This window comes from Bifidobacterium sp. LH_419, assembly GCF_056356955.1.
In genome coordinates this window covers 62803-82468 of sequence record NZ_JBKEVG010000001.1, presented here as the reverse complement: position 1 = coordinate 82468, position 19666 = coordinate 62803, and the positions used below count along the sequence as shown (strand labels likewise).

The 19666-nt window shown below is 65.6% G+C and carries 15 protein-coding genes and 2 pseudogenes; 6 read left to right on the top strand and 11 right to left on the bottom strand.

The window, feature by feature from the left end:
• Positions 1-27 precede the first annotated feature (27 nt).
• Positions 28-1218 (bottom strand): sensor histidine kinase, encoded by a 1191-nt coding sequence (locus AC1AYX_RS00365; RefSeq protein ID WP_476501639.1) that lies wholly within the window; start codon positions 1216-1218, stop codon positions 28-30.
• Positions 1219-1460: 242 nt separating this feature from the next.
• On the opposite strand from AC1AYX_RS00365, the gene AC1AYX_RS00360 reads away from it, so the two are divergent.
• The gene (locus tag AC1AYX_RS00360; protein ID WP_476501638.1) at positions 1461-2306 is read left to right on the top strand and encodes an ABC transporter ATP-binding protein; all 846 of its coding nucleotides are present in this window, start codon (positions 1461-1463) and stop codon (positions 2304-2306) included.
• The gene (locus AC1AYX_RS00355) at positions 2303-4837 is read left to right on the top strand and encodes an FtsX-like permease family protein (RefSeq protein WP_476501637.1); all 2535 of its coding nucleotides are present in this window, start codon (positions 2303-2305) and stop codon (positions 4835-4837) included. Before AC1AYX_RS00360 ends, AC1AYX_RS00355 begins: the two co-directional genes overlap by 4 nt.
• Positions 4838-4964: 127 nt before the next feature.
• On the opposite strand, the gene AC1AYX_RS00350 is transcribed toward AC1AYX_RS00355, so the two are convergent.
• Positions 4965-6545, bottom strand: a complete 1581-nt coding sequence (locus AC1AYX_RS00350; protein ID WP_476501636.1) for a S10 family peptidase — start codon at positions 6543-6545, stop codon at positions 4965-4967.
• A gap of 230 nt (positions 6546-6775) precedes the next feature.
• Here AC1AYX_RS00350 and mscL point away from each other — a divergent pair.
• Positions 6776-7192 (top strand): annotated as a pseudogene (gene mscL / locus AC1AYX_RS00345) (large conductance mechanosensitive channel protein MscL); the annotation flags it as partial.
• 56 nt (positions 7193-7248) lie between these two features.
• Here mscL and AC1AYX_RS00340 read toward each other — a convergent pair.
• Positions 7249-8553, bottom strand: coding sequence for an MDR family MFS transporter (locus AC1AYX_RS00340; RefSeq protein WP_476501635.1), 1305 nt, complete (start codon positions 8551-8553; stop codon positions 7249-7251).
• Between the two features lie 157 nt (positions 8554-8710).
• On the opposite strand from AC1AYX_RS00340, the gene AC1AYX_RS00335 reads away from it, so the two are divergent.
• Entirely contained in the window at positions 8711-9328 is a 618-nt protein-coding gene (locus tag AC1AYX_RS00335; protein ID WP_476501634.1) for an isochorismatase family protein, read from the top strand.
• Between the two features lie 66 nt (positions 9329-9394).
• On the top strand, positions 9395-10789 hold the full coding sequence (locus tag AC1AYX_RS00330; RefSeq protein WP_476501633.1) for an MATE family efflux transporter: 1395 nt from the start codon (positions 9395-9397) through the stop codon (positions 10787-10789).
• Between the two features lie 41 nt (positions 10790-10830).
• Here the strand turns inward: AC1AYX_RS00330 and AC1AYX_RS00325 are convergent, their stop codons facing one another.
• Positions 10831-11598: a DUF1287 domain-containing protein gene (locus AC1AYX_RS00325; RefSeq protein WP_476501632.1), complete on the bottom strand. Its 768-nt coding sequence runs from the start codon at positions 11596-11598 to the stop codon at positions 10831-10833.
• A gap of 235 nt (positions 11599-11833) precedes the next feature.
• Between AC1AYX_RS00325 and AC1AYX_RS00320 the strand changes: the two genes are divergently transcribed.
• Positions 11834-12817, top strand: a complete 984-nt coding sequence (locus tag AC1AYX_RS00320; protein ID WP_476501631.1) for a cobalt transporter — start codon at positions 11834-11836, stop codon at positions 12815-12817.
• Between the two features lie 66 nt (positions 12818-12883).
• Here AC1AYX_RS00320 and trpE read toward each other — a convergent pair whose 3' ends face one another.
• From trpE to pyrH, 7 genes and pseudogenes are all read right to left on the bottom strand, one after another.
• Positions 12884-14443: an anthranilate synthase component I gene (trpE, locus tag AC1AYX_RS00315; protein WP_476501630.1), complete on the bottom strand. Its 1560-nt coding sequence runs from the start codon at positions 14441-14443 to the stop codon at positions 12884-12886.
• 74 nt (positions 14444-14517) lie between these two features.
• A pseudogene (hisI, locus tag AC1AYX_RS00310) lies at positions 14518-14910 on the bottom strand (phosphoribosyl-AMP cyclohydrolase); the annotation flags it as partial.
• 52 nt (positions 14911-14962) lie between these two features.
• Positions 14963-15733 (bottom strand): imidazole glycerol phosphate synthase subunit HisF, encoded by a 771-nt coding sequence (gene hisF / locus AC1AYX_RS00305; RefSeq protein ID WP_101623070.1) that lies wholly within the window; start codon positions 15731-15733, stop codon positions 14963-14965.
• An 82-nt stretch (positions 15734-15815) separates the two neighbouring features.
• Positions 15816-17018: a dual-specificity RNA methyltransferase RlmN gene (gene rlmN / locus AC1AYX_RS00300; protein ID WP_476501629.1), complete on the bottom strand. Its 1203-nt coding sequence runs from the start codon at positions 17016-17018 to the stop codon at positions 15816-15818.
• A 157-nt stretch (positions 17019-17175) separates the two neighbouring features.
• Positions 17176-18162: a phosphatidate cytidylyltransferase gene (locus AC1AYX_RS00295; RefSeq protein WP_476501628.1), complete on the bottom strand. Its 987-nt coding sequence runs from the start codon at positions 18160-18162 to the stop codon at positions 17176-17178.
• 16 nt (positions 18163-18178) lie between these two features.
• On the bottom strand, positions 18179-18733 hold the full coding sequence (gene frr, locus AC1AYX_RS00290) for a ribosome recycling factor (RefSeq protein ID WP_476501627.1): 555 nt from the start codon (positions 18731-18733) through the stop codon (positions 18179-18181).
• A gap of 84 nt (positions 18734-18817) precedes the next feature.
• The gene (gene pyrH / locus AC1AYX_RS00285) at positions 18818-19567 is read right to left on the bottom strand and encodes a UMP kinase (RefSeq protein WP_476501626.1); all 750 of its coding nucleotides are present in this window, start codon (positions 19565-19567) and stop codon (positions 18818-18820) included.
• Positions 19568-19666 lie beyond the last annotated feature (99 nt).

The window sequence follows — 19666 nt, the reverse complement described above, 5'->3', positions numbered from 1 at the left end:
TGGGCTGCATCCGGTGTGCGTTTTCCGTCATTGCCGCCGTCCTTCTTGACGGTGTCCGTCGCCCGTCTCGTTCAATGCCGCCGCCACCGGTTCTCTCTGATGGGACAGCGGCCAGACAGCATCGATTGAACAGAGCCCACCCGTCATGCTGATGCTGGCGTGACCGTCATATTGCTCGCACCTCCACCGGATGCCGTCAAGACCGTGTCCGCGCCGTCGCCATTTGGTGGTATTCGGTGACGTCGATGCGCAAGAAAGAGACGCATACGGGTTTTCGCAGTGCAGTCGAATCGCATCGCCGGTGATGGTCAGGGACAGATCGACGCAGCGAGGTTGTGCGTAGCGCAGCGCGTTGGTCAGACATTCCTCGGCCACACGGTATACGGCGTGGGACAGTCCCGTCGGCAGACACGACGTCTTCACGCCCTCCTGATGCAGGTCAATGATCAGTCCTTGCTTCCGATATCCGGCGATGAGAGCGTCGAACTGGTCGAGCGTGGGTTCCGGCAAACGGTCTTCTCTCGTAATGTCGGATAGTAGGGCCCGCAAATCGGCGACGGCTTCGCGCGAGGCTTGGGAGATGTCCGCGAACACTGTGCGCGCTGCGGAATCGGCGGTGGTTGTTCTGCCGCTTTCGGCTTGGACGGTGATGCCGGTGAGCGTGTGGGCGAGGATGTCGTGCATCTCGTGGCTGATGCGCATGCGTTCCTCCAATACGGCCAGCCGCGCACGCATGTCGCTGTCGCGTTCGGCCATGATCCGGCGTTCTTTCTCCGCCTCAAGCCGCATATCCTTGGCACGGTTGAGCCGGCCCGCCTGCCATGCGGACAGCATCAGACTGCCCGCGAATAGTCCTGCCACGGGCATCGTCCAATCCGAGGAACGAACGATCGCCAGATGCAGGCCGAGCGCGACGACGGGCAACAGACACGACGTCAAGCCGACCAGCCGGCAACGCCTCACCCGACCTGTCCCGCACAGAAACACGGATACCACCGCCATGAGCTGGCCGATCAACGTGAACGAGCCGTAGATGGTCGTATATGCGGCGGGGACGACGGTCGCCGATACGGCGAATACGGTGAACCGCCGTCGCACGAACACGATGGAGGCGACGGCCACGCTCGCCCATGCCCAATCGCCCATGCCCGCCGCACCGAACAGCATGCACAACAGCACGCCGAACAAGGCGACCGTATCCTCTGCACGAACCTTCATACCAACGACGTTACCCGTATCAGTTGGCCGATGACATGATTCGCAATGATGATTCCCACTCTCCTCGTTCCAGAGAACTCATACCTAGGTACCGGTCCATTCATACTTCGATACCGGTCGGATGCGGATTGGTTCTTCCGGATGATACCCCGCACGATTCCATCCCCATAAGTTGGTTGTGTGAGCGGAAGGTTCGGCGCATCGGCGATCGAATCATCCGTGGAACATAGGAAGGAGCTGGCATGACAGGCATAGCAGGAACAGACGGCGGCATGACCGTGCATCCGGCGGCGGTCGAGGCGATTGACGTGCGCAAGACGTACGGTTCCGGCGTGGCCGAGACGGTCGCGGTGGCGGACATCACGGCCCGGTTCGAGAAGGGCAGGTTCACGGCGATCGTGGGCCCGTCGGGGTCGGGCAAGACCACGTTATTGCATCTGCTGGCGGGTTTGGATACGCCGACTTCGGGGCGGGTGATTGTCGATGGCGTGGATATTTCGACGTTGTCGGATGACGCGTTGTCCGATCTGCGGCGCGACCGGATCGGGTTCATCTTCCAGGATTTCAACCTGCTGCCGTATCTGACGGCGGAGCAGAACATCGAGCTGCCGTTCACGCTGCGCGGCAGACAGCCCGACCGTCAGGCCATACGCGGGATCGCGCGCGAGCTGGGCATCGAGAATCGGCTTGATCACAAGCCTCAGGAGATGAGCGGCGGGCAACGGCAGCGCGTGGCGGTCGCCCGCGCGCTGGCCGGGAATCCCGCGGTGGTGTTCGCGGACGAGCCGACCGGCGCTCTGGATGTGAAGTCGTCGCGCCAGTTGCTGGTGATTTTGCGGGATATGGCGTCGCGGCGCGGGCAGACGATCGTGATGGTCACACATGATCCGAACGCCGCCGCCTACGCCGACCGGGCGCTCGTGGTACGTGACGGACTAATCGCGGCGGACATCGCACATCCGACGGCCGCCGACGTGGTGCGCGTGCTCGAACAGGACGCTGGTTCTTTCCTCCCGCCGGCGGGAGGTGTCGCCACAGGCGACGGAGGGTGGTCGGATGTCGTCCCCCGAAAGGACGGTGCGCGATGATCCGGGTGGTGTGGGCACAAATCAGGCATTCCCCGTCCCGGCTGCTCGCCGTCCTGTTGGCGGTGGTGTTGTCGGCGGGGATGCTGGCGGGCACGGTCGTGTTCCAGGGCACGTCCACCGCAAGCATGGCCACGGTCACGGCAGCGCCGTTGAAGCCCGTGGACGTCATCATCGATCCCGGCGACGCCGAAGTGAAATCATTGAAGACCTCGTGGGCCGAGGACGTGCTTGCCGAGGCGCGTGTCAACGGCAAGGTGAAGGCGACGGCCCCGTATTATGCGGCCACGGTCACCGCGTACGGCGCGGATGCGCGTGGCACGGCGAACGTGTATTCCGTCTCCCGCGACCCGTCCCTGCGCTGGTTTGGACTGGAGTCCGGCGACTGGCCGCGGTCCGCCGACCAGATCGTCGTCTCGCAGGATACGGCCGACAAGCTCGGTGTGCGGGTCGGCGGCACGGTCACGTTGAAATCGTCCGACGGCACGAAGCATGCGGTGACGGTCAGCGGCATCAATGATGTGCGGTTCAAGCCGATGACCGGCACCGACTACGCGATCTACGCCGATCCGTCGTACTTCGGTGACATGACGCCGGGTGAGCTGTTCGTCAAGCTCAACGACCCCTCCGACATCGATTCGGTCACCCAACGTCTTGCGACGGCGGCCAAGGTGGATGGTGTCACGGCGGTCACGGGCGTGGAGATGATCCGTCAGGCGTCGGCGATGATGGCCGGCGGCAGCACGCAATTGACCGTGATTATGGCGGTGTTCGCCGTCATCGCCCTGTGTGCCGCGATGATGGTGATTTCCAGCACCTACCGGACGTTGATTGCGCAACGCACGCGGGACATCGCCATGCTGCGTCTGATCGGAGCCAGACGCGCGAACATCCGGTCGCTGGTATTGTCCGAAGCGCTGATCACCGCCATAGCCGGCACGTTCATCGGCGCCCTGATCGGCGTGGGCGGCGGTTACGCGGCCATGACGGTGATGGGTCAGGCGTTCGGCGGGTTCGCCGCCAACCCGCTCCTGCTGGCGGGAACGCTACTGCTGACCATTCTGGCCACGGTATTGACCGCGTGGACGACCGTACGCCACGCCACGCGCATCCCACCCATCCAGGCATTGGACGGAGCCGCGCAGTCCGGAGACGGCAACGACGATGTGACGGCGGATGGCAAGACGTATAACGGCAGTGTTCCGTGCATCGTGTTCGGTGCAGTGTGCGCGATCGCCGGCGTCGCGCTGCTATGGGTCGGTGCGGCCGGGTTCCACATGCCCATCGCGTTGGCCGGTGGTCTTGCTTTGGCGCTCGGTCTCGTGCTTGCCCTGCCCGGACTCGTCGCGATGCTCATGCCCGTCATCGGTGCGGTCTTATCCGTCTGCGGATTGGCGGGCAGACTGGCCGCATCGAGTCTGACGGCGAACGCGCGACGCGCGGGCGGCACCGTCACCGCGGTCGCGTTCGGCATCAGCCTAATCGCCGCGCTCTCCTCGGCCGCGGCCACCGGAACCGCCACCATCAACGCCGACCTTGACCACCGCTACCCGGTCAGCGCCGCCCTCTACACGCCGGACGGCAATGCGCTCTTCGACAAGGTCCTGCAGCATGCCAATGAAATCACCGACGCGCGAGGCTCCTACCCGATACGCACCATCGCCATCGACCACACGCCGGACGGAGCGAAGACCACACCCCAAGTACTCGACGTCATCCCCGACAAGGCCGCCGCAGTCTTCACCAAGGACGACCAGTGGCGCGCCAGAGAGGAGAACGGCGTGCCGGTCGCGCTCGTCCACCCGCGCTACATGAGCACCATCGGCATCAAGGAGGGAGACACACTCACGCTCACCGTCGCCGGTGTTCCCGTCACGGTCAGGGCACACGCCTCGCAGCTCACCGAATCGCCGAGACTCGCGATCATCATCACCGACGGCCAACTCGCCGCACTGCCGCACGCCGCCACCATCGAACCGGCATTGAAGACAAGCATGATCTGGTTCAAAGCCAGACCCGGCATCGACCGCGCCAAGCTCGCCGGCCAGGTCAACCGGCTGGCCGTGGCCGATCCGAACGCCACGGTCGGCGGCGGCATCGCCGAAAGCAACGACATCCTCAACGTGCTCAACATGCTGCTCATGCTCTCCTACGCGATGCTCGCCATCACCGTCATCATCAGCCTGACCGGGCTCGCCAACCAGCTCGCGCTGTCCGTCATCGAACGAACCAACGAGATCAGCATGCTGCGCGCGCTCGGCACCAGACGCGGCGTCATCCGCACGGAAATCGCCATCGAAGCGCTGACCCTGACCATCATCGGCACCATTGTCGGACTGCTCGTCGGACTGCCGCTCGGCATCGCCGGTGTCAAAGCACAGATCGGCGGCATGACCGGCCAATTCACCACACGACTGCCGTGGACGCAGATCGGCGTGCTCCTCCCTGTCATTCTCATCGCGGCGTTCCTCGCCGCGGCCATCCCCGCGCGCAACGCCATCCGAATACAACCCGCACAAGGCCTCACCAGCTGAAAGAATAAGTAAAGGAGATGGAACCGTGATTACGGTGCCATCTCCCTCTTCCCTATGTCTCACATAACTGGATGTGGAAGGTCTGCTGACGCTGGTCCGACGCCGATGGTGATGAACGCCGTGCCCCCTACAGTCGGATGTCCGGCGCGGGCAAGGCGGGACGTTCGTCGATGGCCTGCAGTCCGGCGACATCGGTCGCGTAGAAGCGTTTCAGATCGTCGGCGAACTTCGCGAGGCTCGGCTTGGACGAGTACAGCATGTGACCGGCCGGATAGTACGTGAACGCGACGTTGCCGCGCAGCGGTTTCGGCAGGCCGAGATGGTCGATGTCGTATTCGGTCTGGCCGAACGGCGTGCACAGGTCGTAGACGCCGTTGCCGATGAGTACCTTCAGCGTGGGCTGGTGGGCGATCGCGGCGGCCAGGTCGGGTACGACGTTCGGGAACGGGATGTTCTGCCCCCATGAGGATTTGGTCATGTCCGGCTGCCTGTGCCACCAGGTCCAGCCCTTGCCCGGTTCGGTGGCGTTCCAGTCGAAGTCGGCGAATCCGACGCGTTCGGGTGTGCGGTCCCAGCCGAGTTCGTCGCGCAGGTACGCGTTGGCGAGGCTCGAATACGCGGGGTCGAGGAACGCGTCGTCCACGACGAACGTCTCCTCGTCGTTCATTCGATCGAGGTCGTAGCCGGCCACGCGTCCGTCGTAACGGCCGACGATTTTCCCCTCGTTGCGCAGCAGCTCTTTGCGGAACCGCATGTCCACGACGCGCAGGTCGGAATCGTAGACGTATTTCGCGTCCAGACCGGTCAGTTCGGCGTACCGCTCGGCGACGCGGCGTTTGACCGAGTCGTCCAGCGAGGATCCGGCGGCGAGGGCGAGGCGCAACGGGCCGTTCGCGAACGCGCGCGACTCCTGCAGATGATCGGCGGATTCCGTCTCCGTCGCGGCGCGGCCATGATATTCGGCGACGGATGCGTAGGTCGGGAAATAGCCGATGTAGAACTGGTCGGACGTGTCGAGTGTGTACGCGTAGTCGAGGATGTTGGAGATCAGCGTGATCCCGTTCAACGCGACCCCGTCCTGCTGGAGCCGGTATGCGAGGGCCGCGCCGCGCGTGGTGCCGTACGATTCGCCGAGCACGTACTTCGGCGAGTTCCAACGATGGCATTTGCTCGAATAGGCGCGGATGAACGCGCTGAACCCGGCGACGTCGCCGTCCACCGACCACAGTTCCGGCTTCGCCTTGTCGATGATTTCGGAGAATCCGGCGCCGGGAGCGTCGATGAACACCAGGTCGGAGGCCGGCAGCAGCGTGTACGGGTTGTCTTCGAGACGGTACGGCGCGGCGGGTACCGGTGCCGCATCCGGCACGTCGATGCGTTTCGGCGCGATCGACCCCATGAGCAGGAACGTGGTGGAAGATCCGGGGCCGCCGTTGAAGATGTAGGTGACCGGACGGGTGGCGTCGGGTTCCCCGTCGTCGCCGAGCAGTGCGAACGCGGTGAAGAAGACGCTTGCCGCCGGCTTCACCTTGGGCGTGTCGATGTGCAGCGTGCCGACGGTCGCCGCGTAATGGAGCGTGCGTCCGTCGATGTCGATGACGTGGCGTGTGGTCTTCTCATATGGTTCCGGCAATCTCGCCTGCGTCGCCGCCGGTGCCTGCTGATTCGTCGCGTCGCCGCCTTGCTTGTCGTCAGCCGTATCAGCCATGATGTCTTCCTTCCCTCGGCGGATGCCCCGTCATCGTGTTCGTTTCATCGTCCACTATACGTGCGTGGGGAGCGTCGATCCGGACATTTCACTAATCAACACGTTGTTGATATTGTTCTGTCGTTTGCGATGATCACCATGTTGAGCATTGTCGGGGACGATTGCCCGAAGTCCGCCGAAATCGGGATAATCGCGTGGATGATCCTATGAACGACACGAAGGAGAAGGACATGATCGACGGGTTCAAGAAGTTCATCTCACGCGGCAACATGATCGACATGGCGGTGGGCGTGGTCATGGGCAGCGCGGTCACCTCCGTGGTGAACGCGATCGTGGACAGTCTCATCAATCCGCTCATCGCGATGGTGTTCGGCAAACCGGACATGAGCGGCCTGCTCGCATTCACGTTCAACGGAGCGACCGTCTCACTCGGCGCGATCCTGGGCGCGCTGCTTAACTTCCTCGTCATCGCCGTGGCCGTGTACTTCTTCATCCTCGTGCCGATCAACAAGTTCCGTGACATGACCGACGCGATGCTCGTCAAGGCGAAGCTCAAGCAGGAGGAGGACGAGAAGGCGAAGGAGCCCGAGGTCTCCCCCGAGGAGCGCGCCGTCGCGCTGCTCGCCGAGATTCGCGACCGGCTGGCCGCCACGGACCGGATTGTGGCGACGCAGACGCAGAAGGATTCGGAACGCGGCGCCTGCTACTCTTCCAGGTCGGCGGCGCGCAGGTTGCGGGTGATGGCGCGTTCGCGGGCGCCCTTCGTGGCGTGGAGTCCGGCGGCGACGAGCAGGAACATCACCGTGCAGCAGATCCAGAGCACGCGGCTTCCGAATCCGCTGATGATCCATCCGCCGACCAGCGGCGCCGCCCCGTTCGACAACGCCCAGACCAGGTTGTACAGGCCCTGGTAGGTGCCGCGCGCCTCGGCCGGCGCGAGGTTCGCGACGGTGGTCGCGGCAATCGGGAACGTGCCCAGTTCGCCGAACGTCCACAGGACGGTGGCGAGCGCGAAGGCGTGCCATGTGGTCGCGCCGATCTGGAACATGTATCCGACCGCCGTCATCAGCATGCCGAGCACGAGGACGCGCGTGTTGCTCATCCGGTTGAACACGGCGATGGCGGGAATCTGCAGCAGGCACAGCATGGCGCCGTTGATGGTCAGCAGCACCGAATACCGGTCCGCGCCCATGCCGAGGCCGGTCATCGCGATCGGCAGGCCGCTGGTCATCTGGAAGTACGCGATCGTGTAGGCGAACATGAGCACGACCATCGACATGAACGGCCAGTCGGCGAGCGCACGACGGTAGTTGCCGAGCATCGAGACGTTCGTGCCGCGCTTCCCGTCGGCGGCTGTGGGGCGGCTCCCGGCGACGCCGGCTTCCGGGGTTTTCGGCGTGTGCACGCGCGCCTCGTGGAAGAAGAACGCGAGCAGGCCGGTGGCGACCACGAGGATGACGGCCTCCACGTAGAACATGAGCGTGTACGAGATCTTGACGAGCTGGTTCGCGATGATCGGTCCTGTGGCGAAGCCGAAGTTCACCGCCCACGTCTGCAGCGTGTATGCGCGTTTCTGGTCGCGCATCGGCACCACGTCGGCGATGTACGCGGCGATGGCCGGCGTGGGGATGGAGGAGATCGCACCGTAGACGAGCAGCATCGCGCCCATAAGCGTCGGATCGTCGATGAACGAGAGGAGCACGAGCATCGCCGCCGAGCCGAGCTCTCCGGAGATGATCATGGCCGGGCGGCCGAACCGGTCGGACAGGGAGCCGCCGAACAGGCAGCCGAAGATTCCGCCGAACCCGTACATGGAGACGATGGTGCCGGCGAGTCCCGCGTCCATGTGCAGGTCCTTGACGAGGTACATGGACATGAACGAGATGACGAACCTGCCCATCCATAGGATCAGCAGGGCCAGCCACAGGCCCCAGAACAGCAGCGGCAGGCCGAGGACGGCGCGGCGGCGCGTCCTCTCATCCGTCCTCTCACACGCGGGTTCGCACATGGGCCACCATCCTATGAGCATGCTCGTACACGTCCGGCATCCGCCGGAATCGGACACATGCATGGACTGCGCGCCTGTGTGGCCGGTTCGCCCATTAGAGTGGATGCGGACAGCTCCACCGTCCAAGGCGGGGAGACCGACAGTGAAGGAGTCAATCATGGCGGATAGGGCGTTGATCGTGGTGGACGTGCAGCCGACGTTCTGCGAGGGCGGCGAACTCGGCGTCGAGGGAGGCGACGCGGTCGCGAAGCGCATCGCCGCATATGTAGAGGCGCATCGCGGCGACTACGCGTATATCGCGACCACGCAGGACTGGCATATCGAGCCGGGCGATCATTGGTCGGAGCATCCGGATTTCGTGGACACGTGGCCGGTGCACGGCAAGGCGGGCACGCCGAACGCCGACCTGCATCCGGCGATCGCCGCACTCGGCATCGCGCATCATTTCAAGAAGGGCCAGTACGCTGCCGCCTACTCGGGTTTCGAGGGCATCGAGGACGATACGGATCGCATCCAGTCGCGCGACGAGGTCCAGGCGGCGCAGAAGCAGGGGCTGACGCTCGCCAACGCGCTCAGGAAAGCCGGCGTCGAAGCGGTGGACGTGGTCGGCATCGCCGAATCGCATTGCGTCAAGGAGACGGCGCTCGACGCGGCGGGACTCGGCTACCCGGTCACCGTGTTCGAGGATCTGACCGTGCCGGTCAGCGAGGAGCTGGGAGCCGCCGCGCGCAAGGAGATGGCCGCCGCGGGGATCACCCTGCGAGACTCCCGGTGACGCGCCGACCCGACAACGCGGGGCGCAGTGGCATAAAACGAGGGAAAGAGGAGAAGGCAGGAATCCGTGGATAGCGAACTGTTCGAGAAGGCGCCGATCCCGAAGGCGTATTTCGCGTTGACGATGCCCGTCGTGCTGAGCATGCTCGTCACGCTCGTCTACAACATGATGGACACGTACTTCGTGGCGCACACCGGAGACACGAGCATGGTGGCCGGCGTCTCCCTGACCGCGCCCATGTTCACCGTGATGATCGCGCTCGGCGACATCTTCGGCCTCGGCGGCGCCTCCGTCGTCTCCCGCCTGTTCGGCAGGAAACGGTATGACGACGGACGCCGTCTGAGCGTGTTCTGCTTCTACGGGGCGATCGTCACCGGACTGGTCATCGTCGTGCTGGGACTCGTCTTCCGCACGCAGATGCTCACCCTGCTCGGCGCGACCGACGACACGTGGACGCACGCCTCCGAGTTCTACACGCTCATCATCATCGGCTCGCCGTTCATCATCGTCTCGATGACGCCCACGAACCTGCTGCGCACCGAAGGCCACGCCGTCCCCTCCATGATCGGCTCGATCGTCGGCACCGTCGTCAACATGATTCTCAACCCCCTGTTCATCCAGGGGCTCGGCTGGGGAGCGGCGGGCTCCGCAGGCGCGACCGTCATCGCCAACATCTGCACCGATGCGTATTTCGTCTGGTTCCTGCTGAAACGCAGCCGCAACCTGTCCATCGACCCGCGGCTCATGTTCGGCACCGCGACCGCGGCCGCCGCCACGGCGAAACGCCGTCTCGACATCACCGCGCTCGAGATCCGCAACATCCTCGCCATCGGCATCCCCTCCGCCATCACGAACCTCACGCAGAGCGTCGGCCTGGTCATGGTCAACCTGTTCCTGCTCCCCTACGGCACCGACACGGTCGCCGCCATGGGCATCGCCCTGAAGGTCGTCATGATCGCCGTGCTCGTGTTCGTCGGATTCGCGTTCGGCGCGCAGCCGCTCATCGGCTACAACTACGGGGCGCGTAATATGCGCCGACTGCACGGCATCATGCGGTTCGCTTACCTGTTCCTCTGCTCGTTCGCCCTCGTCATGACCGTCGTGCTGAGCGTCTTCGACCGGCAGCTCATGCGCTTCTTCATCGCCGACGAACGGATCGTCACGCTCGGCGCGGGCATGCTGCGCATCCAGCTGCTGAGCCTCGTATGCGTGGCGATCGTCATGGTCACCACCTGCACGTTCCAGTCGACCGGCAAGGCGTTGGGAGCGTTCGTCCTGTCGATCAGCCGTCAGGGTCTGATCCTCGCCGTCACCCTGGTCGCCGGCGAGCGCCTGTTCGGCTATGACGGCGTCATCGCCGCGCAGGCGCTCGCCGACCTCGTCACCGCCGTGATGGCGGCCGTCCTGTTCGTCGTGATGCTGCCCGAACTACGCGTGAAGTACGACCGGAACGGCAGGTAGCCGCGGTCATCCTCGTCCCGCGGACCGCCGCACCGCAACCGTCACTGCTGCCATTGGCGCAGCACGCTCTGCGGGACCTTGGACGCGTCGAAACGGTAGTGGCCGGTGACGGTCATGTGCGTCCTGAACGCGAGATAGTCGTTCTCACGCTGCCGCTGGCCCATGTTGTGCAGGATGAACGCGGTGCCGTCCGCGTCGCGTTTGTCCGAGACGATGCCGATGTGTTTGACGTTCTGGAACACGACGACGTCGCCGCCCTGCCATTGCGCGTGATCGGCCGGGTCGAGCGTCAGCTTCTCCCCGTATTTCGAGAAGAACACGTCGAGCACGCCGGTGCGACGGAAGTCGATGTTCGGATCCGGGTTCGGCGCGACGGCGGCGTAGCTCGCCGGATCGGCCGCCACATCCGCGTCCACCATGGCCTTCAAATCGTATCCGGCCGTCTTGAACGCGCGCCACACCAGATCGGTGCACGCGCCGCGGTCGTCCGGCGGATAGCCGCCCTCATAATAGCCGTCGTCGTAGGCGGGCCGGTTCTCCGCATCCCTGCGGGCACCGGCGACGATGTCCGCGTAATCGTCAACCCCGTTGCCGTTGTAGTCGACCGGGCTCACCGCCTTCGGATACTTCGCTTCGGCGGCGGCGCTCGGAGCCGTCGCATCCGTCGACGTCTCCCCCGCCGCATCGCCGGAACGCCAATCCGTCCCCGTCAGTGTGCGCACGGCGATCGAACCGGCGACGCCCAGCACGACGACCATCAGGACCACCACGATCCATGCGACGACGCGACGGGACCGCGTTCCCCTCATTCTCCGTCGCCGTCCACCGTCCTGTTCCATCATCACCGGCACCTCCCCGCATACGCTGCACGACATCCGACCAACCACTCGCCGCCCATTATCCTCCCCCGACCTCGTTCAGGGCAACCATCAGGGTCGTTCCCAGGGTTCTCTTGCCGAACAACCACAATCGGACTGGTAACGTGAGACGCGGCATCACGGATTCGGACAAGAACATCACGGAAGCCGGAAGGGGCGATCCCATATGACGAAACGCACGGCACCGGGCGCGCGGCGCGGCTCGACGGCGCTCCGCCACGCGCTCATCATCGTCGTGGCCACCATCTGCATCGTCACCGCCGTGATCGTGGGCGTCGTGAAGCTCTCCGCGCAATGGCTCGCCGGCTTGGGGGACGCAGCATCCTCTGCGAAGGACACGAGCGCATACTGCATGGCGAAGCAGACGGACGGCGTGATGAGCTACGTGCTGTCCACCGAACAGGCGCGCAACGCGGGCCTCATCACCGCGATCGGCGTGACGCGCGGACTGCCCGACCACGCGGCCACGGTGGCGCTCGCCACCGCCATGCAGGAGTCGAAGATCACGAACCTGGAGTACGGCGACCGTGATTCGCTGGGGCTTTTCCAGCAGCGTCCCAGCCAGGGGTGGGGCACGGTCGAACAGCTCATGGACGAGACCTACGCGACGAATGCGTTCTACGACGGGCTGGTGAAGGTGTCCGATTGGGAGTCGATTCCCGTGGAGGACGCGGCGCAGGCGGTGCAGCTGTCCGGCTATCCGGACGCGTACGCGCAATGGGACGGGTTGGCGCGCGCCTGGGCGCAGTCGTTGACCGGCGAGGTCGCCGCCGGCGTGGGGTGCAGGCTACCGGGCGACGTCATGTCGTCGGATCCGGACGGATTGACCGCCGGACTGCAGGGCGCGTATCCGTCCGTCACGTCATCGTCGTCATCGAAATCGACGGATGACGCCGGCGAAAGCGGGGACGGGAATAATGCCACGGGCGACGGCGCGACGGCCACGACCGTCACCTTCACCATGCCGAATGGACTGAGCGACGGGAACACACGTCGTGCGGTCTGGCAGACGGCGACGTGGATCGTCGTCAACGCACGTCACTACGGCGTCACGACGATCACCGCGAACGGCATGACGTGGACGCGCGCGGCGACCGCGTGGACCGGCGACGAGAAGGCGGGGAACACGGTGACGGTCACGTTCGCGTGACCCTCGCCATGTTCCCCGCCCGAATCCCGGAAAAACGCCGGAAATCCCGGAAAGAAGCCCGGGAGACTACAGTTCGCGCAACTGGGCGGCGATCTGGATGGCCTCGACGCTGGCCTCCGCCTTGTTGCGGGTCTCCTGCCATTCGTTGGCGGGCACGGAGTCGAGCACCAGCCCGGCGCCGGCCTGCACGCTCGCCTCATGGTCGCGCAGGAACGCGGTGCGGATGGCGATCGCCATGTCCATGTTGCCGGAGAAGTCGAAATAGCCGACGGTGCCGCCGTAGATGCCGCGGTCGGCGGGCTCCAGCTCGTCGATGATCTCGATGGCGCGCGGCTTCGGCGCGCCGGACAGCGTGCCCGCGGGGAACGCGGACATGAACACGTCGAACGCGGTCATGTCCGGGTTGACCTCGCCGGTGACGGTCGAGCAGATATGCATGATGTGGCTGAACCGTTTGATGTCCATGAGGGACACCACTTCGACGGTCTCCGGCCTGCACACCTTGCTCAGGTCGTTGCGCGACAGGTCGACGAGCATGATGTGCTCGCTGCGCTCCTTCGGATCGGCGAGCAGCTCCTTGGCGAGGCGCGCGTCCTCCTCCGGGGTCTTGCCGCGCGGCCGGGAGCCGGCGATCGGGAAGGTGAGCGCGTGACCGTCGTCCACCTTGATGAGCGTCTCCGGGCTGGAGCCGATCACGTTGAAATCGCGGCCCTCGGCGTCGGTCAACGCCATGAAGTACATGTACGGGCTTGGGTTGAGCGTGCGCAGCACGCGGTACACGTCGAACGGATCGGCGGGCGAGTCGATGTCGAGGCGCTGGGAGATGACCGTCTGGAACACGTCGCCGTCGATGATGTGCCGCCGCGTGGCCTCCACCGCCTTCTCGTACACCTCCTTGGGGGTGCGGAAACGCAGTTCCGGCTGTTTGACGCTGGTGTCGAGCGCGCTGACGCGGGCCTCGCCCGGCGTGGGCGTGGCCGCGTTCTCCTGCATGCGGTCAAGCCGCCTGACGGCCTGGTCGTAGGCAATGTCGGCGCGCGTGGGCTTGTCGTCCACATTCACCGCGTTGGCGATGAGCCACACCGAACCGGACACGTGGTCGACGACGGCGATGTCCGTGGCGAGGGCGAGCACCATCTCCGGCTGGCCGGTCTCGTTCGGGGCCTTGGCGCGCAGCGTCGGCTCCCAGTGGCGGATCGCGTCCCAGCCGACGGTGCCGACCAGACCGGAGGTGAGGTTCGGCAGCCCCTCCACGCGCGGCGCCTTGAGCGTCTTCAGCGTGGCGTGCGCGACCTCGACCACGTCGCCGTGCGTGGGGACTCCGGCGGGTACGGTGCCCAACCAGTCGGCGTTGCCGTCCTTGTCGGCGCGCAGCTGCGCCATCGAGTTCACGCCGATGAAGCTGTAGCGGCTCCAGGAGCCGCCGTATTCGGCGGATTCGAGGATGAACGTGCCGGTGCGGCCGCCGGCGAGGCGCTCGTAGAAGCCGACCGGGGTGAGCGAGTCGGCGAGCAGACGGCGCACGATCGGAATCACGCGGTAGCCTTCGCCGGCCAGTTCGAGGAACTGTTCGCGGTTCGGCCAGGTGCCGCCCCAGTTGAGATGTTCGACGCTGCACTCGGTCATGCCCGTGCCTCCGTTTCCCTATCGTCCGCATGTGCTTCGCAGTCGGAGCCATTGGAATCGTCGGCGCCGTCGGCCTGTTCCGGCGTACGATGGCCGACGGCCACCGGCAGCGGTCCGCCTTCGAGGAAGCAGCTGCGTTTGCCGGTGTGGCATGCGGCGCCCACCTGGTCGACCTCGACGAGCAGCGCGTCGCCGTCGCAGTCCAGGGACACGCCCTTCACGTACTGCACGTGACCGGACGTGTCGCCCTTGCGCCAGTATTCCTGGCGGGATCGCGACCAGAAGGTCACGCGCCCCGTGGTGAGCGTGCGCCGGAGCGCCTCGTCGTTCATGTAGCCGACCATGAGCACTTCACGCGTGTCGTACTGTTGGATGACCGCCGCCACGAGGCCCTTCGCGTCGCGCTTGAGCCGCGCGGCGATGCGGGGGTCGAGTTCGGTCGTGTTGTCGTAGATGATGTCCGTCATTGCAGTCTTTCCGTTGGTTCCTTGGGTGTTCCGGCGCATGTCCGCGCGTGTCTCAGCGCACCGTGTAGCCGTGGCGTTTGAGCTCCGCCTTCACGTCGGCGATGGTCATGAGCCCGAAGTGGAAGACCGATGCGGCGAGCACCGCGTTCGCGCCGGCCTCGATGGCCGGCGGGAAGTCCTCGACCTTGCCGGCGCCGCCGGAGGCGATGATCGGGATCTTGACCTCCTTGCGCACGGCGCGGATCATCTCGAGGTCGAAGCCCTCCTTCGTGCCGTCGGCGTCCATCGAGTTGAGGAGGATCTCGCCGGCGCCCAGCTCCTCGGCGCGTTTCACCCACCAGATCGCGTCGATGCCGGTGGACTTGCGGCCTCCCATCGTGGTGACTTCGAAACCGGACTGCGTGTGCTGCTCGCCCTTCTCGCGGCGCGCGTCGACGGACAGGACCAGCACCTGGTTGCCGAAGCGTTCGGCGACGCGGCTGATGAGCGTCGGATCGTTGATGGCCGCCGTGTTGACGCCCACCTTGTCGGCGCCGCAACGCAGCAGCGAATCCACGTCCTCCGGGGTGCGCACGCCGCCGCCCACGGTCATGGGGATGAACACCTGCTCGGCGGTGCGCGACACGACGTCAATCATCGTGTTGCGGTGCGAGCTGGAGGCGGTCACATCGAGGAAGGTGAGCTCGTCGGCGCCCTGCCGGTAGTATTCGGCGGCGAGCTCCACCGGATCGCCGGCGTCCTTCAGATTCTCGAAATGCACGCCTTTGACCACTCGTCCGGCATCGACGTCCAGGCACGGGATGACTCGAACCGCCAGCGACATAACTCCACTCCCCTGTTCGCAAGGTTTTCTTCTGTACGACACCCCAGACTACCGGCCGCGCGCCGTACGGGCGGCCGGCGTCTCACTTCGCGCGCTCGAACGCCTCCCGGGTCTTGGCGGCGAGCTGCCCGCAGGCGCCGTCGATGTCCTGGCCACGGGTGTCGCGCAGGGTGGCGGTGATGCCCGCGTCGTGCAGGATCTCGAGGAACCGCGCCTCGTCCTCCGGCTTGGAGGCGGTCCAGCGGGAGCCTTCGATCGGGTTGAGCGGGATCGGGTTCACATGCGCCCAGTCGTCGCCGTAATGGTTGAGACGCTTGGCGAGCAGACGCGCATGCTCGGCCTGGTCGTTGATGCCGCGCATCAGCGCGTATTCGATGCTGACGCGGCGCTTGGAGGCCAGCCAGTAGTCGTGCGCGGCGTCGAGCACCTGCGTAGTGTCGAAACGCTTGTTCATCGGCACGAGCTCGTCGCGCAGCTCGTCGCTCGGCGCGTGCAGGGAGACGGCGAGACGCACCGGGATGCCTTCGGCGGCGAGCTTCCTGATGCCGGGCACGACGCCCACCGTGGAGACGGTGATGCTGCGCGCGGAGATGCCGAAGCCCTCGGGCGGCATGGCGGAGATCTGGCGCACGGCGGACAGGACGGAACGGTAGTTGCCCATCGGCTCGCCCATGCCCATGAACACGATGTTGCTCAGGCGCCCGGGGCCTCCGGCGACCTCGCCGTCGCGCATCATGCGCGCGGCGACGCGCACCTGTTCGAGGATCTCCCCGGCGGACATGTTGCGGGTGAGTCCGAGCTTGCCGGTGGCGCAGAACGGGCATCCCATGCCGCAGCCGACCTGGGAGGAGATGCACAGCGTGGTGCGCGTCGGATAGCGCATGAGCACCGATTCGATGTGGGAGCCGTCGAACAGGCGCCACAGCGTCTTGATGGTGGCGCCGTCGTCCGCCACCTGGCGGGTGACCTCGTGGATGAGTTCGGGGAAGAACGCGGCCGCCGCCTCGTCGCGTTTGGCGGCCGGGAAGTCGGTGAATTCGGCGGCGTTCACGTCGAAGCGCCCGTAGTAGTGGTTGGCGAGCTGCTTGACGCGGAACTTCGGCATGCCGAGCCCCTTCGCGGTCTCGACGCGCTGTTCGGGCGTCATGTCGGCGAAGTGCAACGGCGGCTTGCCGCGGCGCGCATGGTCCTTGGACAGCACGTCGCGGAACGCGCCGGTGGTGCCTCCCGGCGTGATGCCGGTCTCGGGGGCGTCCCCGTCGATGATGGGGTTCTGGTCGGCCATGGGTGGCTTCCTTTCGTCACGGTTCATCACGTGTCATCGTTCGTCGTTCGTCGCGGTTCTCCCGCGAAAACGCGGAACGGGCCGGACAATCGTCACGACTGTCCGGCCCGGGGATCGTCCGGTTCCTCACCGGCCGCTGGTCATCGGCGTCACGGCGTCACAGGCCGGTGAACCACAGGAGGATGCAGGTGAACGGCGCCGCCATGAGGATGGAGTCGACGCGGTCCATCACGCCGCCGTGGCCCTTGAGCAGGTGGCCCATGTCCTTGATGCCGAGATCTCGCTTGATCATCGAGGCGCACAGGTCGCCGAACGTGCCGACCACGCCGACGAGCACGCCTTCGAGCACGGGCACCCACCACATGGCGGCCCACACGTCCGGCGTGTACGTGCAGAACAGGACGGCGAACGCGCCCGCCATGGCGAACAGCACCGATCCGGCGAGTCCCTCCCAGCTCTTCTTCGGCGAGATGCGCGGGGAGAGCTTGTGCTTGCCGAGCCATGCGCCGGCGAACAGGCCGCCGGTGTCGGACAGGGCGGGCAGGAACACGAGCATAATCGCGTGGGCGACCGGATGCCCGTGGAAGGTCAGCGGCATGACGATGCACGCGGCGAGCACGGGGATGTACAGCACGGTGAGCACCGACACGGACACGTGGCTCAGCCGGGAGTGGTGCTGTTCGCCGCCCTCATGGTTGAACGAGGATTCGAGGCGCGCGCCCGCCTCCGTGTTGGAGAGCTTGTCCGCCACGGCGAGCGACAGGCGGTTGCCGAAGCTCAGCTTGGCGGTGGCGGTCATGGAGACGAGCATGATCGACGCCATCGCGCACAGCGCCATCGCGACGACGTGCAGCGGCGCGTAGTAGGTGGCGAACAGGGTCGCCGCCGAGCACGCGCACAGCATGACGAACGGGATGTGCAGCCCGACGGTCGCGAAGTCGACGCGCAGCTCCCACAGGGCGAGGATCATGAACACGACGATCAACGCCACGAACAGGTCGATGCTGAGCAGCATCGCGGCGAGGATGACGGCGATCAGGACGACGGCGGTGCCTACCGCCTGGGGCATGTTCCGGCCGGTCTTCTTGTTGATCTCGTCGAGTGCGACTTCGGCCTCTTCGTGGAGTTGTTCGTTGCGTTCCATAACGGCGTGCGGAGGCTCAGACCTCCATGATCTCCTTCTGCTTGGTCTCCAGCAGGGTGTCGATCTCGTCGGTGACGGACTTGGTGACCTTGTCGAGGTCCTTGAGGAGACGATCGCCCTCGTCCTCGCCCATGTCGCCGTCCTTGACGGACTTGTCGATGCCTTCCTTGGTCTTGCGGCGGATGTTGCGCACCGCGACCTTGCCGTCCTCGGCCTTCGCCTTGGCGAGCTTGACGTACTCCTTGCGGCGTTCCTCGGTGAGCTCCGGCATCGTGATGCGAATCACGTTGCCGTCGCGGTTCGGGCTGACGCCGAGGTCGGAGTTGCGGATCGCCTTCTCGACGGCGCCCGCCTGGGAGGCGTCGAACGGGGTGACGGAAAGGGTGCGCGGCTCCGGCACGCCGATGGAGGCGACGGCCTTGATCGGCGTGGGGGCGCCGTAGTAGTCGACCACGATGCCATTGAGGAGGGCCGGGTTGGCACGGCCGGTGCGGATGCCCGCGAAGTTCTCCTTGGTGTTCTCGACGGTCTTGGCCATCTGCTCCTTGGCCTGCTCGACGACGTTTGCCATGTTGTGCTCCTTGCTGTTCGTCTGCGAACGGTTCGTTTACGGTTTGCTTCCCTACCGATTGTAGGGTCTCGGCGTGGTTCCGGGCTATTCCGCCACGCGCGATTCGGCGGTGGACACAAGCGTGCCGATGTCCTCGCCGAGCAGGGCGCGGGTCACGTTGCCCGGCTCCTCGAGGCCGAAGACGCGGATGAGCTTCCTGTTGTCGCGCGCCATGGACAGGGCGGAGGCGTCCATCACGGCGAGGTTGTCGACCAGGGCGCGGTTGTAGCTCAGGGTCTCGAAGCGCTTGGCGTCCGCGTGCTTGCGCGGGTCGGCGGTGTACACGCCGTCGACGCCGTTCTTGCCCATCAGGACCTCGTCGCAGTGGATCTCCAGCGAACGCTGGATGGAGACGGTGTCGGTGGAGAAGTACGGCATGCCCGCGCCGGCGCCGAAGATGACCACGCGACCCTTCTCCAGATGGCGGATGGCCTTGAGCGGGATGTACGGCTCGGCGACCTGGCCCATGGTGATGGCGGTCTGCACACGGGTGGCCTGGCCCTCCTGCTCGAGGAAGTCCTGGAGCGCGAGGCAGTTCATCACGGTGCCGAGCATGCCCATGTAGTCGCCGCGAGAGCGGTCGATGCCGGCCTGTTGCAGTTCGGCGCCGCGGAAGAAGTTGCCGCCGCCGGTCACGATGGCGACCTGCACGCCCTGCTGGACCGCGGGGACGATCTCCTCGGCGATGCGCCGGATCACCTTGGTGTCGATGCCGACCCTGCCGCCGCCGAACGCCTCGCCGGACAGCTTGAGCAGCACCCTGCGCGGCTTGTCTTTCGCCTCGTTGCCAGTCATACTGTTACACCCTTTCGTTCTCGGATGCGCCGTGCGGCGGATCGACGCCGCGCGGCGCATCCACGAAAATTACCATCTGACAGGTTATCCGCCGTTCCC